Origin of the sequence: Rhodovibrio sodomensis (genome assembly GCF_016583645.1) — a bacterium.
Lineage (GTDB): Bacteria > Pseudomonadota > Alphaproteobacteria > Kiloniellales > Rhodovibrionaceae > Rhodovibrio > Rhodovibrio sodomensis.
The window spans coordinates 19,409-34,610 of sequence record NZ_NRRL01000003.1 but is presented as its reverse complement, the minus strand read 5'-3'; the positions used below and the strand labels follow the sequence as shown (position 1 = coordinate 34,610).

The window sequence follows — 15,202 nt, the reverse complement described above, 5'->3', positions numbered from 1 at the left end:
CGTTAACTCAACTCGCCCAGTGCGCCGATGAAGTCGCCGCCGGCCTTTTTCGTCAGGGTCGACGTGGCGATACTCGCCTTCACCGACACCCGGCCGGACTCCTTCGCGACGTTGCCGGTCGCGCGGGCCAGGGCCTTCCAGCGGCCCTCCTTGTCGCCGCGCTGCAGCGCGCCGTCGTAATCGCGGGTCATCCACTTGGGAAGACGCTTGCCGATGTCGCTGTGCAGCGGCTGCATCGTCGGCGCGGCCTCCTTCTCGGTGATCCAGCCTTCCCGCGCCATCTTCTCCACGAGCGCACGGCGACCGAGCTCCAGACGATCATGCTGAACGAACATCGCCTGCTTGTCGGTCTCGCCGCCTTCCTTCCAGCCCTTCCCCTCCCGGATGCGCTTCTGCAGCGCGACGTTGTTCTGGAACAGCCGCGTTACGGTCGGCCGATCGAGTTTGTCCAGTTCCTTGTCCACCGCGCCCGCGCCAAACGGCGCCTTCGGCGTCGATTTGGGGCTCGCCGCCCCGCGGGTCATCGGGAGCGCGAGGATCGCGTCATCCTCGCTCACGCGCCCCATCACCTCCTTGAGATCCCGGCGACGCTCGGCGTAGCCGCGCGCCACAGCCCGGTTGATGCCCTTGCGCTCCCGCTCGATCTCGCGCGCCAGGTCGCCGGACGCGTTCTCGTCCGCTTGGCCCGCCTTCTCCGCCTGTACCTGCTCTCGCTTGTCGCCGGCGCCGACGCCTTCATCGCGCGCTGCCTCGCGCTGATCGGAATCGCCCTGACGCGCCATCTCCTCGCGCCGGCTGTCCATGCGCTGGCGCGACATGAAAGCATCGGCGGTCCATTTCTCCTTGAGGTCGGGATGACGCTTTGAGAGCTCGCCCACCGCGGCGTAGCTCTTGCCGATCTCGAACGCCATCTCCTCGCTGAACCGCGCCATGTGCTTGATGTCGGCACCGCCCTTGCCGGTGACCTCGGCCCAGCTCAGGCGCTTGTTCACCGCGGCGTACAGCGCCACCACGTTGTGCTTGGCATTCTGGTTCTCAGCGAGGAAGCGCTCCTTGAACGCGCCGTAATCCTGCTCGTCCTCGCGCAACTCGCCCATCACCTTTTGGGCCAGAAACCGCTGCCCCTTCTGCCCGGCCATCTGCCCCGCGACGACGAAGCTCTCGGGCGCCTGGCGCATCGCGCGCACATGCGCCTCACGCTGGTCGCGCAGCAGCGCGTACTCGCCGCCGTTTCCGCGCGCCTCGGCCCGCACGGCCGCGTCGAGCCGCAGGTACTCGGCCGCCATCGTCCGCGCCCGTGCCCACTGCGCCGGCGAGACCTGACCAAGCCCCTCCCGCTCCCCCATCAGGGATTCGGCCGCCTTCGGATCGTTGGCGCCGATCCGCATCATCAGGCTCGGGTTCTTGACGATCATCTCGGCGCTGCGCGCGCGCAGAACACCCAGCTGATGCACGATGGCCGGGTCCTCCCCGGCAATCGCGGCGGCACGCATCCGGCCGCGCGCATGAACGTACATCTTCACGGGATCGCGCAGCAGGCCCGAAACCTGCTGGTGGATCTCGCGCGCCTGTTCCGGATCCGTCTGGTCGGTAATCGGCTTTGCCAGCAGGCCGGCGAGGTCGTTGGCGCCGGGCGCGAGCGACGGGTCGCCCTCAGCCGAGCGCACGTCGACATCGAGCTGACGCAGCAGCTCCGGCCGGTCGGTCGCCAGCTTCATCATCTCGTCTGGGCGCTCGCGGATCTGCAGTGCGAGCTCCGTGCGCGCCTCCAGAATCTTCTGTTCGTTCCGGACGTCGCCGCGCATCGCGGCGAGTGCATAGAAGTCGTGCAGGCCAACGTAGCGCTGCGCGGTCACACCGTCGTCGGCCGGCTCCGGACCGCTCTCATCCGCGTGCGTATCCAGCCGTGCGGCGGGCTCCGTCTTCGCCGGCGCCGGCTCGGAGGCGCCCTCGCTCAGCAGCTCGCGCAGTTTGGCTTCCTCGAACCGCGCATCACCCTTCATGACCGCCGCCCCTTGTCTCAGCGCGTCTCATTTCCGCGCGTCTTCGTTGCGCCCCGAGCCTTCGGGTTCTTCGCCAGGAAAGCGCTGGTGTCCCCGGGCGCTGTCGCCGGCGCGTCATCGCCCTGCTCGCTCTGTGCCGACTTCTCAGCCGGGGTCGTCGCCCGTTCGCTCGGCTTGGACTTGCCGGCGGCGGCCTTCACGCCCCCGCGGCCCTGCTGATCGTAGTAACTTCCGGGACGCGCCTTGCCGGTGTCATTCCGGGCATCCACCGGCGCGCCGCCGTGATAGTTCTCTCCAGCCTTGGCGCGCTCATCCAGGACCTCTCGCGCCCGCGCGATCGCGCGGGACAGGGTGCCGATCCGCTTGATCTGCCAGAACTGGAGGCGCTTCCCGTCCGCCTTCAGCTTGCGCTCCTCGGTGAAGATCTCCTCGCGCGCCTCGGTCGTGATCTCGACGAGCTTCTTCAGCCGGGCGGTGCCGATCCGGCCGATCGCCGCATGGGCGCGCTTGTAAAGCTCCGGATCCTTCTCCGGATCGGCCAGGGTCAGCGGTACCATATTGATCCGCTTGTCACTGGTCAGGGTCGCGGCCGCCGACTTGGTCGCAGTCTTCTCCTCGGAGTAGCGCCGGAAGCTCTCCGCCCGGTCGCGCTTGGCCTCCTCGGTGCGGAACGCCTCCAGCTCGGGGTGCGGCTTCTCGATGGTGTAGCGCAGCCCCCAGTGCGGCGAGTTCCGGTCGCGATCGATCAGCAGCTTGACACCCAGCTCCTGGGCCTTGGTGTCCAGAAGCTTGTAGTGGTAGGGACTCTCGGCCTCACGCGCGGTGTAGTAGTAATACCGCTCCGCCTCGGGATCGCCGGCGTTTTCCGGCAGCGGACGTGCGGGCGTGAGGCCATGCGCCTCGACCTCCGCGTTGGCCGCGCGGGCGAGCATCAGTCGGTCCGCCCGGCCCGCCCGCTCGACCGCCTCCTTCGCCTCGACCACGGCCGCCTCCATGCGCCGCTTCGCGGCCTTGGTCGAGAAACGGCGCTGCACCCGGCGTGCGGCATCGCTGTCGGCACCATCGGGAAGGCGCCAATGATCGGTGCCCTCGACCGGGCTCGCTCCACCCGCCCGCGCAATCGTCTCGTCGCGCTCGTCCTCCGGGAGCTTCCGCTGCTCGGGGTGACTTGCCGGAATCACATACAGCGGCTGGTACGTCACCGCCGCCTTGGTGTCCTCGATCTGGATGTCGTCGCTCATACCGGTCTCCCTCGCAACGGGCGCGCAAACTGTGCGCTGACAGGCGCCCGGATCGACCGGCGCCCACACCATCGAATTTGGCGGCCGGAGGCCTCCGCGCAACGCTCCCAGCGACAAAACGGCCGTTTTGACCGCATCGAACCTATATCCGGTATATGTTTTACCGTAACCCGGGATGTCACGTCGGATGCCCACGCTTTACCTGACCGAGAAGCCCGACCAGGGGCGCAAGATCGCCGGCGCGATCGGCGTGGCCAGCAAGGCCGACGGGCACATCGTCTGCAAGGACGGCAGCCTGGTGACCTGGTGCTTCGGTCACCTGCTCGAAACCGCGATGCCCGAGGAGTACGACGAGGCGCTGAAGCCCTGGCGGTGGGAGACTCTGCCCTTCATCCCGGCGCCCTTCCGCTTCCGGCCGAAGAACGGCGGCGCCGCCAAGCAGATCAAGGTGATCGCGAGCCTGCTCAAGAAAGCCACCGACGTCGTCGTCGCGACCGACGCCGACCGGGAGGGAGAGATGATCGCCTGGGAGGTGCTCGTACACCTCAAGTATCAGGGCAACCCGCGACGCCTCTGGATCGCCGATCTGACGCCCGAGGGCATCCGCAAGGGGCTCGCTGCGCTGCGCGACGGCGCGGAGACCAAGCCGCTCTACTTCGCCGCGCTCGCCCGCTGCTGCGCCGACTTCATGGTCGGCATCAACATGACGCGCGGCGTTACGATCAAGTTGCGCGCCCCGGAAAAGGGGGCACGGCCGTTCAGCATCGGGCGGGTCCAGACGCCGACCCTCGCGCTGGTCGTCCGGCTAGAACGCAAGATCCGGAACTTCAAGCCGGAGGCTTACTACGAGCTGCTCGCGCACGTCGACACCGCCACGGGCAAGCAGGTCAAGATGCGCTTCGCGCCGCCGCCCGAGAAGCGGATCATGGACGCGGATCGGATCGAGCGCGGCCGGGCCCAGGCCGAGGGGCAGTCCGGTCCGATCCAGCGACAGACCACGCCGAAAAAGACGGCGCCGCCGGAACTCTACAGCCTCACCAAGCTGCAAGGCGACTGCAACAGCCGCTACGGTTTCTCGGCCGACAAGACCCTGAAGCTGGCCCAGGAGCTCTACGAGAAGGCCGTCCTCACCTATCCACGTACCGACGGAACGGTGCTGTTCGAGGAGCACCAGGAGCGCATCCCACAGATCCTGTCCAACCTGCTCGCCCTGCCGGACCTGAAGCCACTCTCCGGCGAACTCGCCAAGCCGATCGTGCGCAAACGTCACTACGACGACGCCAAGGCCGGCAAGGCGTCCCACCACGCGATCGTACCGACGCTCAAACCCTGCGATCTCGCCGACCTCACCGACGAGCAGGCCAAGGTCTACCTGCTGGTCGCGCGCAGCTACCTCGCGGCCCACATGGCCGATTACGAGTACCTCGCGACCAGCATGATCCTGAAGGCCGGCGGCGTGCCGTTCCGGGTAGGCGGTTCCGTCCCTACGGCCCTGGGCTGGAAGATGGCTTTCAAGGGTGTTCCCGAGGAAACGCAGGAGAGCTCTGAAGAGGACGAGAGCGACCAGGGCGAGTTGCCGGACATCAAGGACGGCGAGATCGGGACGGCGACCAAGGTCGAGACGGTCAAGAAGATGACCAAGGAGCCGACCCGGTTCACCGAAAAAACGCTGCTGGCTGCGATGGAGAACGTGGCCAAGTACGTCGAGGACGAGGCAGCGCGCAAGCGCCTCAAGGAAACGTCCGGGCTGGGCACGGTGGCCACCCGCGCCGCGATCCTGGAAACCCTGAAGCAGCGCAAGTTCATCGAGACCAAGAAGAAGAAACTGGTCCCCACAGATAGTGGCATGGGACTGATCGCGGCCCTTGAGACCGCCTTGCCGAGCTACGCCGACCCTGTGCAGACCGCGCTCTGGGAGGACTACCTGGAGCAGATCGCGGCCGGCAAGGCCTCGACGAAGGACTTCATCGGCCACATCGCCGGTCAGATCAAACGAGACGTCGCTCACCTCAAGGGGGCGAACGACCTGCCCATGTTCTCCGCCTCCGGCCAGCAGGTTGATCGTAAGGCCGCGATGGCCGCGCGCCCGAAGGGCAACGGTAGCGACTGGGCCAAACGTCGCGAGGAGACGATCGCGAAGGGGCGACCGCTCAAGGTCCCTTACGAGAAGCGCGAGGAGGCCAAAAGCCTTGGCGCGATCTGGAACCCGGACAAGAAAGCCTGGATGATCCATCCCGACACCGACCCAGCCCCGTTCGTCGAGCGCGGATGGCTCGGCGCGGACCAGGAAAGCTGAACCGTGGCCTACTACACCGTCGTCGCCACCACCGCGACCCGCACCTTCGCCGCGTGCGCCCTGGTCGACGCGATCTCGGACCAGGACGCGACCCGGCGAGCCCGCGAACTGCGCGAGAGCGGGCAGCTCGACTTTCTCCCGATCGAGGCGAAGCTCGGCATCCGTCGGGCCTCGCGGGTCGAGATCCAGTCGTATCAGAGCTTCATGGCGCTCAAGCCGGGCAAGGCCCCTGCAGCCTACGATACCGGACTGAGTGCCCGCAACGACCGTCTCCGACGGGCTTTTTTCGAAAAGCTCTGGCGCCGCGAGATCACGCCTCAAGCCTGATGAGCGACCGAGCGTGACCTGATACACTCCAAGGAGTCAGCGACCACCTGGAGCCCACTCAGATGGCCGACATCAAGACCCGCGCGAGTACGCGCAACACGCGCCGCCTCGATCCCCGAACCGCTCCGGATCCGGCCTACGACCGGCATATCCTGGACTTCGTAAAGTCGGAAGGACTGGCAGGACGCAGCGTCGACGGCGACCTCGTCGAACTGCCCCCGGAAGAAGGCGCGATCGCGTTTTCGCTGGAGTGGGACGGAGCCACTCTGGACCTGAACGTGAGCTGGGAGCAGATCAACGACATGATCCGCTCGGTCCAGCCGGTGATCGACGCGAACAGGAAAAGCGGCGACGACGGCCGGGCGTTCGCGCGCGAGGCCATCCTGCAGTGCGTCGCCGCCAACCAGCACCTCCGCCCGGAGGGCGCAAGCGCCGTCGTCTCGCTGGCGGCGTGGCTGGCGTTCACCGGACCGCAGGGCCCTCGCCTGCGCCAGCTCGACATCAAGCACTTCGGCTACATCATCTCCGGCCCGGACGGCAACCGGAACTTCCGCCGGATCGCTGGTCGTTAAGGCATCGACTAGCCGCGCCGCACGATCGCACCCGCTCCCGGCAACGTCGCATCATCCTTCGGCGTGACCTGGAACACCACGCGCTCGACCCGCTTCTGCCCTGCGGCGCGGAAGGACTCGTAGCGGACGGTGAACGGCGCGTGCTTGTTGACCTCGGCCAGCGCCGGCTCGATCACCTGTGAGCGCAGCTTCCCCCAGTCGGCGAACTTCCCCTCCACGCCGAGGAACTCCCGAAGATCGGCAATCGGGACGTTCCACAAGCGCTTCTGGGTGTTCACCCAGCCTGCGAGCATCTCGTAGAGGATGCCGGCGTACCGGCTGCGCAGCCGGCTCGCGACCCGCAGGTGGATCCACGCCCACTTGCCGGGTTCCGCCAGGTGGGGGCGCAGCACGGGCTCGAAGTTCCACTGCACCAGCCCGGACCGCCCCCGCGGCACCGACTGCATCGACAGCAGTCCGCAGACGACCTCGTTCTCATTGCCATCCACCAGCATCGGGAAGCGCACGTCGGTGTGCCGCAATCGGTGCATCGATCCCCGCAGCTGACTGTTGCCGCGCTGGGTCGTCTGGCCCATGGCGGATCGTATGTCAGCGGCCGGCGCCTCGAACGGCCCCGGGAAGCGCGGGTCGGCCAGCCGGTCCCACGAGATCGCGAGCAGAACCAGGTAGAGCTTCCGGTCATCGGCATGCAGCTCGCCCTGGTCGATGATCTCGATCAGCCCCCGCGGCTTCGGCAGATCCGCCGTGCCCTCCATCAGATCACCCCTGACCCGGGGCCGGGTCAGGTTGCTCTTGCGGTTTCCAGTCGCGGCACCCCGCTCGGTCTCGCCCGGTAGTTCGAACTGTAGCTGCATCTCGGCGTCCTGCCATTCGGGTACAGGATCGGAAGGTGGGATCGTGTGTGGCACGGTGGCATCCTCAGAAATCTTCGACATATCGGCCAGCTCTTCCGTGCCGAGCGCCCATGAGGCGGCCGACCAAACCGGACCGACGCGCAGAGCCTCGCGCCGATCCTCCCGCGATCGGATGAAGAACCGGCGAAGGTACCCGAACCCGGCCCCTTCAGGCCCCTTTTAAGGGCGCAATAGGGGAGCAATTGCTCCCCTCCGATTCAACGTTTTCAGTGAGTTAATCCCACTTATAGAGCACATTTTTGTGCCCTCACAGAGCACGCAATCGTGCATTCGCCGCCGAAGTCGAAGATCTCTGAGGATCATGTCGAACATTTCTGAGGATGATGTCAAAAATCTCTGAGGATCATGTCGAAGATCTCTGAGGATTATGTCGAACATCTCTGAGGATCACCCGCCAAAACCCCAGCGATTCCGCGGGACTCCGAGGGCCCTGAAGTAAGGGAAGTAAGAGAAGTAAGGGGAAGGAAGAGGAAGATACGCCCTTCGGGCGGGGCGCGGGCGCCCCGATTGCATGACCAGGGGGACCGGAGCCGGGTCGCGATCCCATCTCCGTCGTGATCAGCACGAACCGAGGGATGCCCCCCATGACCCTGGCCCGCGCCATCGGCCTTGCGGCCCTGCTCACCACCACCCTCCCGGGCCTCGCCCACGCCTCCGGCTACAGCACGCTCGAGCCAGCCGAGGCGGACCCAGACGTCGTGATCACCGCGATTATCGGGAACCAGGTCCTGCTCCGTGCCGATGGCAGGCTTTTGACCCTCTGGCAGGGGGACTATGTCAGGTACCGGGGTCAGTTGTACCGGCTTCGGACCGAAGGCGACAAGATGGTCCTGATTCCGCTCGAGGGCCAGCCGCTGAAGATCCTTACTGTCGACCAGGAGGGCTGAGCCCGTGGGCAAGACCCGAACTCGCTCGGAGTATCACTGCAGCAACTGCGGCGCCGTCGAGCCCAAGTGGGCGGGACAGTGCCCCTCCTGCGGCGAGTGGAACACCTTCGAAGAGCGCGCCCAGGCCCAGCGTGGCCGCACCCAGGCCGCAGCCGCGCCGGCCGGCGTGGTCCGCCTCGATGGCCCCTCGCGCCCCGTCGTGCGGCTGGTGACGGGCGTGAACGAGTTCGACCGAGTCGCCGGCGGCGGCCTCGTGCCTGGCTCCGTCATGCTGCTCGGTGGAGACCCTGGCGTCGGCAAGTCGACCGTCCTGCTGCAGGTTCTCGCCGCCCTGGACGCTGACGGGATCGGCGGGCTCTACGTCTCGGGCGAGGAGTCCATCGAGCAGGTCCGACTGCGTGCCCAGCGGCTCGGCCTCGGCGCCTCGGGATTCTCGTTGACCGCCAGCACGGACGCCTCGACCGTGGCCGCCACCCTGGAGAGCACCGGCGCCAAGGTCGCCGTCGTCGACTCGATCCAAACGATGACGGTCTCCCATCTGGACACCGCGGCCGGCACCGGCACCCAGCTTCGCGCCGCAACCCAGGAACTGATCCGTGCCGCCAAGGACCTTGGCGTCGCGATGATCCTGGTCGGTCACGTCATCAAGGAGAGCGCGATCGCCGGACCGCAGATGCTCTCCCACATGGTCGACGCGGTGCTGCAGATCGAGCGCGAGACCGGCCAGCACTTCAGGATCCTCAGGGCGCACAAGAACCGCTTTGGCGCCACCGACGAGATCGGCGTCTTCGAGATGGCCGATTCCGGCCTGCGCTCGGTGGACAACCCCAGCGAGCTGTTTCTCATGGACCGTCGCGGCGATGTGGCGGGCTCGGTGGTCTACGCCGGCATGGAGGGCCAGCGGCCCATCCTTGTCGAGGTCCAGGCGCTCGTCGCGCCCTCCGCCTACGCCACACCCAAGCGTACCGTGGTCGGCTGGGATGCCGGCCGCCTTGCCATGGTCATCGCTGTTCTCGAGGCCCGTTGCGGCGTCCTAATGGGACAGAACGACGTCTACCTGAACGTCAGTGGCGGCTTCCGGATCACCGAGCCGGCCGCCGACCTCGCCGTCGCGGCCGCGCTGCTGTCAGCCCTGACCGACGAGCCGCTGCCGCGCGACACCGTCCTGTTCGGCGAAGTCGGCCTGGGCGGGGAGCTGCGCCCGGTCGTGAGCGCGGACAAGCGCCTCAAGGAGGCGCGCAAACTCGGCTTCGCGGCGGCGATCACACCATTGCCGCGCAAGGCCGATGAACGCCGGGCATCCGGCCCGAAATCGACGCGTCCGCTGCGCAACCTGATCGAACTCGTCGGCGACTTCACCTCCCGCGGCGCCGCCCCGGATGGCGGCCCCGCCAAGAGCGCCGCCTGACCACCGCCGGAGAACGTTCGTCCGGGAAATACGGGGCATACGCGACCGAATACGGTTCTTGATCGATTTTTTGACCGTATTTGTATCTTCGAACCCACCTCCTGCTCAGACAGAGCGGAGGACCCTGACATGGCGACCCTGATCGACGACGAGAACGCCTACGGTGGCGCCCGGACGCCCGCCGAGCGCCGGGCCTACCTGAACGGCCTCCGCGCCCGCGCCGCCCTGGCGCGCGAGACCCATTCGGGCTCAGTGAGCTACCGGGAGCTCGAACTGGGGATCGCAGCGGAGGTCTGCCCGTTCGCGGCAATCGCGCTCAGTCAGCGCGAGTTGGTCGCCGCGCGCAAGCGCCCTGTGGCCGATCGCGCCCGTGCGATCCAGCGGGTCGAGGCCGAGGTCATCCGCGCCCTGAAGATGCTGAACGCGCGCATGGACCGGTCGGCCGGGGACGACAGCACCAGCGTCCTCGCGACCGAACTCCGCGAAGCCGTAGCGCACGCGCACGCGCTCCTGGCCGAGATCGCCATCGATGAACGGCGCAGCCACGCGCTCGCCCTGCATCACCTCAACGCCTCGATCAAATCCGGGGGCTGTGCCCTGACGCACTACCTCGTTGCCCGACTGGCCATGGGCGGGTCCATCGGCGGCGTGACGCCCGGCAACATCCTGGCCCACCTGCGTGAGGCGGATCCGGCCACCCTGCGCGGGCATCTTCCGCCCGAGCGTCATCGGGCCCTTACAGAGGCGAGCGCCCGGCTTGAAGCGGCCGCGCGGACCGGCAGTCCGGAGACGCTCGAAGCCGAATGCGCTCACGTGATCTGCAGCAGCGGTCTGGCGGCGTAACGGACTGTGAGGCCTCGCCGATGCGGCTCACAGGCCCCGGTATACCTACTCCAGAAAAGCGGTTGCTTCGATCACGAGCCCGCGCTCCCGTGCCATGGCCAGCAGCCTGCCGAAAGGCGCGCCGCGTGATACCCGGCCTTCCAGGTAAGGCACATCGGCCAGCACGATCAGATGCGTCCGTGCGCGGGAGAGGCCGACGTTAAGCAGTCGCGCCCCGACGTCGCGGTGCGGTTCGCCATGCCAGCCGAAAAACCGGCCGAGCGGCAGGCCGGTCGCCTCCACCGTGTCGAACATCACCAGGTCACGCCCCTCGCCCTGCAGGCTATGGACCGTTCCTGCGGCTCCCTTCCAGCGCGACGCCTGCAGCGCGCGGCCAACGCGCCGCGCCTGTCCCCTGTAAGGCGTCACGACACCCAGGGACGCTTCCGGCGGCAGCAGTGCCTCCAGGGGCGTGAGCAGCTTGCTGATGAGCTCGGCGTGAACATCGTTGCGTCGGGACCCGCCGGCACACGCACGGCCTCGGGATCCAACCGAGAAGTGCCCACCACCGCGAGCGTCGGCAAGACAGCCGAAAGAGGATCCCGGACGCCGGCCGGACTCCGGAGCGCGCCGGCATAGAACAGGACGCTGACGAGCTCGGCGATCCGCGCATCCATCCGATACTGCTCGACAAGCGCGGCCGTCCGACGCCCGAGAAAGACCGGGCAGCGGCAACCAAGAGCACCACTGGCTTGGAAGGGATCGAGGCTGTATCGGCTGCCCCAAGCCCCATGCGGACCCCTCCCGTCTGGCGGCCCTGCGGCAACCCGGTCGCCGCGCCACCACATCCGGGGAGTTGGTAGTCGCGAGCAGAGAGGCCGGCAGAATAGTGAACCGAACGATCCCTGGAGAAGCCTTCCAGGTCTTCGTCGTGCACCACCCGGATCCGCGGGGGCCGAATGGCGCCGCCACCGGAGCCGCGCTGGTAATCGGCTACAGCGGCCCCCTGCACCGGGTCGAACAGATCCACCCGTGCTTGGTCGCCGGCGCGGCCGGGCGGCACCGCACCTTCCTGATGGCCGTCCTGACGGATCTCCTGTCGCGGCTACCGGACGATGCCGAGGTCGCCGTCTACGTCGAGCCCGTCGACGTCGTCGACGCGCTGGACACCCTCGACTCCGACGAGAAAGCGCTGCCCATACCCTGGGCTCTACGGGAGGCGCTGCGAGCCGAGGTTGCTCGCCTCGACGTCGCTGTCGACGCGCCGGACAGCGCCCTGTGCCCGCGATTCAAGGAGTTGCACGGTTTCGACGCCAGGGCCGGCGCCGACCGCCGTCTTTCCGATGGCGTCCGTGTCGATCTCGGCAAGTTCGAGCGCCTCTCCCGCCCCCGCTCGGCCCTGTCGGACTAGCCTGCCCCGTCGGCCAGGCTGCCGAACCGGCCCCATTTACCTCACGATAACCCGCAGGCGCTTGAGTTGGCCTGCCGGATCGGCGTAACGATCCTTGGAGCCTGTGATGGCAATCCAATGGAGCCTCTGGGTCTGGCCAAGCCAGCGCCAGCCGGACAGCCTCGACCACGAGCGCGCCCGCGCTGCGGGGCTTTCGATTGAGGACTGGCGCGCGCGTCAGCGGTCTGTCGAGGCGCGATCGAGTTCGGATTGGGCCGAAGTGCTCGACGCGGGCGGCGAATCAGAGGACGACCGCAGGACGCGTTACGATCGCCAGCGCCAGGCCTACGGCTTCGCCTTCGACCCGATGCGCGCGCTGCGGGCCGACCAGCTCACCGCCGGCTCGTCGGGAACCGGCCAGCAGCGCCGGACCGTCGTGCATGCGGTCGCGGCCGACACGGTCCTCAGAGGGCGGCTTAAACGACGGCCGGGCGAAGCCCTGTGCAAGCCAGATCTCGTGCCCCATGACTGGGGCCAGGCGGCCCCGGACGCGCGAATCACCTGCAAGGCGTGCCGGCGCCTGCTCGACCCGCATGCGCGCGACTGAGGGGCCCAGGGTCAGGCGCGCACCTAATCAGATGAGCGCTTGAATAGACCAGGTCCGGCGGCCCGGAGCATCTCACCGACGAACGGCGACGGCGCGGCCTCCTGACGGCCGCGGCTCAACGCGTAGGAGACCCCAACAAAGCTCCGCGCCCGGGTGATCGCGACGAAGGCGAGCCGCCGCTCCTCCTCGATGTCGTCGTTCTTGGCGTGCGGCAGCACACCTTCCTCGCAGGCGGCGAGGAACACGGCCGACCACTCGAGCCCCTTGGCCGCGTGGATCGTGCCCAGACTAACACCCTTCTGATCGCCCCGCTGACCGACGGCGCCGCGCGCCTTCACGAAGTCCCCGAACGCCTTCGGCGAGCCGAGCACCTTGATCTCTTCGGCCAGTACGTTCATGGCGGCCTGCCACGCTTCGCGCCGCTGTCCGGTGATCACCTTGCTCGGGCTGCGCGCCACGGCATGGCACACCGACCGGGCGTCCTTGACGAAGTTCCCGCTCGGCTCGCCGATCTTCTCCATCAGCCAGCGCGGCGTCGGTTCACTGTCGGGGGCGACCTGCGTGCCGGTCACTTCCTGGATCGCACGCAGCGCGCGCTTCACCTCCGTGAGCGTCCAGAAGTTGGTGACCCCCAGCAGCTCGAACGGAATGCCGCGCCGCGACAGCGCCTGCTCGATCCAGGTACCGTGGTGCGCCACCCGCACCAGCACTGCCATCTCTTCGTAGGGCACGCCTTCCCCGGCCAGGCGCTCGATCTCGTCGGCGACCCATTCGGCCTCGTGCATGGAATCCCGGGCCTCGTGCAGCCGCAGCGCCGCCGCATCGGACCGGTACGCGCGCAGCTCCTTGGCGCCGAAGCGCAGCCGGTTGTTCGAGATCAGTCCCGTCGCCACGTCCAGGATGCCCTGACACGACCGGTAGTTCTGCACGAGCTCGATCCGCCGGCGCCCGGGGAACAAGCGATCGAAGTTCAAGATGTAGCGGATGTCAGATCCGCGAAACCCATATATCGACTGATCCGGGTCGCCGATCGCCCAGACGTTGCCCCCTTTCCCGGCCAGGAGCTGAACCAGGCGGTACTGCGCCTTGTTGATGTCCTGGAACTCGTCGATCATCACGTGGGTATAGCGCTCCCGCAGGGTGGCCAGCAGACGCTTGTCCTGCGCCATCGCGCGCACGACCGCCATCACGATGTCCCCGAAGTCGATCGCGTTCCGCTGCGCGAGCTCTTTCTGGTAGCGGGCGTACACCCGCGCGCGCACCTCCGCGCCGTGACGCGCGACACCCTGCGCCTTGCGGGCGTCCGCGATCGCCTGCTCGGGGGTGATCAGCTGATCCTTGTACCGCTCGATCGCATCCGCCAGGCCGTCACTGGGGACATCCAGCTCGCCTGCCAGCTTGAGCACGATCAGCTCCGGCTCGCTGTCCCCCAGGATACGTCGGCTCGGCAGCTCGCCGAAGGCCTGCGGCCAGTTCTTGATCACGAACAGGGCGATCGAGTGGAAGGTGCCGATCGCGGTGCGCTTGGCCTCGACCCCGACCTCGCGGGTGATCCGGGCCAACATGTGCTGGGCGGCCTTTCGGGTGAAGGTGATCGCCAAGATCCGCTCGGGCTCAACCCCGCGGCGCAGCAGCTCGCGATAGCGGGCCGCAAGAGCGGTCGTCTTGCCCGTACCGGGCCCGGAGACGACCAGCATCGGACCATCGAGGTGCGCGGCCGCGCGCGACTGCTCCGGATTCAGCTGATCGATGTCCATCCCCGCCTCCGGACGCGCGGCTCACCGCGCCATGATTGCCGCCACGCCGTCGATGCCATGGCGCTCCAGCTCGGCGCGCAGCTGCGCGAGCGCCCTCAGTTCGATCTGCCGCACACGCTCGCGCGAGATCCGGAACTCCTTCGACAGCGCCTCCAGGGTCACCTGCGGGTCGATCCGGTGCCGGGCATCGAGAATGCGCTGTTCGCGCTCGCCCATCGCCAAGATCGTCCGGTCGATGATCTCCCGGACCCGCGCCTGCCCGAGGCGCTCGAGCGCACCCTCCTCCGGGCTGAGCCCCTCGTCGATCAGCTCCACCGGCCTGGTGGTTTCGTCGCCGTTGATGCCCGCACCGGCATCCAGCGGCACCGGCGAAGTCACGGCCATCTCGAAACGCTCGAGCTGCCCGCGGTCGATCCCCAGTTCCTGGCAGATCTGATCCCGACCTTCCTCGTCCAAGATGGCGCCCGTCTCGGCCTCGATCTCGCGACGGCGCCGGTTGAACCGGCTCATCAGCGCCTTGGTCGGCGCGGTGTTGAAGATCCGCACCGGCGCGCTGTGCTCCAGCGAATAGATCTGAAGCCGGCTGATGATGTGGTACCGGCAGAAGGTGGAGAAGCCGAACTTGAGATCCGGGTTGAAGCGGTCGAGCGCCTGCAGCAGACCCATGTTGGCCTCCTGCAGAAGGTCCTCGTAGGACAGCCCGGAGCGGGCGTTCTTCGCCGCGTAGGACTGCGCCATCGGCTGGTAGGCCGCGATGATCTTCGCGCGCGCCTCATAGTCCTGATCGTCGAGCCAAGCCCGGGCCAGCGCCCATTCCTCGTCACGAGACAGGAACGCCGTGGGCCCGTTCGTCTCCTGGGGGGCGCTTTTCGCCATGGCTCGCCTATCCTTGTCGGTTCAACGTGGGCCGTACGGCCATTGCGCGTGACCGTACTCACATCTATGAGGATAGGTCCGGGTACGGTACCCGCAATCGCG

At 67.6% G+C, this 15,202-nt stretch carries 14 protein-coding genes; 8 read left to right on the top strand and 6 right to left on the bottom strand.

Annotation, left to right across the window (positions count from 1 at the left end; translation table 11 throughout):
- Window positions 1-2 precede the first annotated feature (2 nt).
- Together CKO28_RS02635 and CKO28_RS02630 are read right to left on the bottom strand one after the other, a co-directional pair.
- The gene (locus CKO28_RS02635; protein ID WP_200338983.1) at window positions 3-2,003 is read right to left on the bottom strand and encodes a hypothetical protein; all 2,001 of its coding nucleotides are present in this window, start codon (window positions 2,001-2,003) and stop codon (window positions 3-5) included.
- Window positions 2,004-2,020: 17 nt separating this feature from the next.
- Window positions 2,021-3,244 (bottom strand): hypothetical protein, encoded by a 1,224-nt coding sequence (locus tag CKO28_RS02630; RefSeq protein WP_200338982.1) that lies wholly within the window; start codon window positions 3,242-3,244, stop codon window positions 2,021-2,023.
- 187 nt (window positions 3,245-3,431) lie between these two features.
- On the opposite strand from CKO28_RS02630, the gene CKO28_RS02625 reads away from it, so the two are divergent.
- The 3 genes from CKO28_RS02625 to CKO28_RS02615 all read left to right on the top strand — a co-directional run bounded on the left by CKO28_RS02625 (window position 3,432) and on the right by CKO28_RS02615 (window position 6,439).
- Window positions 3,432-5,540, top strand: a complete 2,109-nt coding sequence (locus tag CKO28_RS02625; protein ID WP_200338981.1) for a DNA topoisomerase 3 — start codon at window positions 3,432-3,434, stop codon at window positions 5,538-5,540.
- A 3-nt stretch (window positions 5,541-5,543) separates the two neighbouring features.
- A complete protein-coding gene (locus CKO28_RS02620; protein ID WP_200338980.1) occupies window positions 5,544-5,867 on the top strand; it encodes a hypothetical protein in 324 nt (107 codons plus the stop codon).
- Window positions 5,868-5,929: 62 nt separating this feature from the next.
- The gene (locus tag CKO28_RS02615; RefSeq protein WP_200338979.1) at window positions 5,930-6,439 is read left to right on the top strand and encodes a hypothetical protein; all 510 of its coding nucleotides are present in this window, start codon (window positions 5,930-5,932) and stop codon (window positions 6,437-6,439) included.
- 8 nt (window positions 6,440-6,447) lie between these two features.
- On the opposite strand, the gene CKO28_RS02610 is transcribed toward CKO28_RS02615, so the two are convergent.
- Window positions 6,448-7,374, bottom strand: a complete 927-nt coding sequence (locus CKO28_RS02610; RefSeq protein ID WP_200338978.1) for a replication initiation protein — start codon at window positions 7,372-7,374, stop codon at window positions 6,448-6,450.
- A 563-nt stretch (window positions 7,375-7,937) separates the two neighbouring features.
- Between CKO28_RS02610 and CKO28_RS02605 the strand changes: the two genes are divergently transcribed.
- The 3 genes from CKO28_RS02605 to CKO28_RS02595 all read left to right on the top strand — a co-directional run bounded on the left by CKO28_RS02605 (window position 7,938) and on the right by CKO28_RS02595 (window position 10,491).
- Window positions 7,938-8,240 (top strand): hypothetical protein, encoded by a 303-nt coding sequence (locus tag CKO28_RS02605; RefSeq protein ID WP_200338977.1) that lies wholly within the window; start codon window positions 7,938-7,940, stop codon window positions 8,238-8,240.
- Window positions 8,241-8,244: 4 nt separating this feature from the next.
- Window positions 8,245-9,648 carry a DNA repair protein RadA gene (radA, locus tag CKO28_RS02600; protein ID WP_200338976.1) on the top strand — a complete coding sequence of 468 codons (1,404 nt, stop codon included), beginning with the start codon at window positions 8,245-8,247 and terminating at the stop codon, window positions 9,646-9,648.
- Window positions 9,649-9,777: 129 nt separating this feature from the next.
- Window positions 9,778-10,491, top strand: coding sequence for a hypothetical protein (locus CKO28_RS02595; protein ID WP_200338975.1), 714 nt, complete (start codon window positions 9,778-9,780; stop codon window positions 10,489-10,491).
- Between the two features lie 45 nt (window positions 10,492-10,536).
- Here the strand turns inward: CKO28_RS02595 and CKO28_RS02590 are convergent, their stop codons facing one another.
- Entirely contained in the window at window positions 10,537-11,313 is a 777-nt protein-coding gene (locus CKO28_RS02590; RefSeq protein ID WP_338050044.1) for an AAA domain-containing protein, read from the bottom strand.
- A gap of 46 nt (window positions 11,314-11,359) precedes the next feature.
- On the opposite strand from CKO28_RS02590, the gene CKO28_RS02585 reads away from it, so the two are divergent.
- Window positions 11,360-11,881 (top strand): hypothetical protein, encoded by a 522-nt coding sequence (locus CKO28_RS02585; protein WP_200338973.1) that lies wholly within the window; start codon window positions 11,360-11,362, stop codon window positions 11,879-11,881.
- A 106-nt stretch (window positions 11,882-11,987) separates the two neighbouring features.
- Complete coding sequence (locus CKO28_RS02580; protein ID WP_200338972.1) at window positions 11,988-12,467, top strand: hypothetical protein; 480 nt, start codon at window positions 11,988-11,990, stop codon at window positions 12,465-12,467.
- 23 nt (window positions 12,468-12,490) lie between these two features.
- On the opposite strand, the gene CKO28_RS02575 is transcribed toward CKO28_RS02580, so the two are convergent.
- The gene (locus CKO28_RS02575) at window positions 12,491-14,224 is read right to left on the bottom strand and encodes an ATP-dependent helicase (RefSeq protein WP_200338971.1); all 1,734 of its coding nucleotides are present in this window, start codon (window positions 14,222-14,224) and stop codon (window positions 12,491-12,493) included.
- 21 nt (window positions 14,225-14,245) lie between these two features.
- Window positions 14,246-15,100, bottom strand: a complete 855-nt coding sequence (locus CKO28_RS02570) for a sigma-70 family RNA polymerase sigma factor (RefSeq protein ID WP_200338970.1) — start codon at window positions 15,098-15,100, stop codon at window positions 14,246-14,248.
- Window positions 15,101-15,202: the final 102 nt, after the last annotated feature.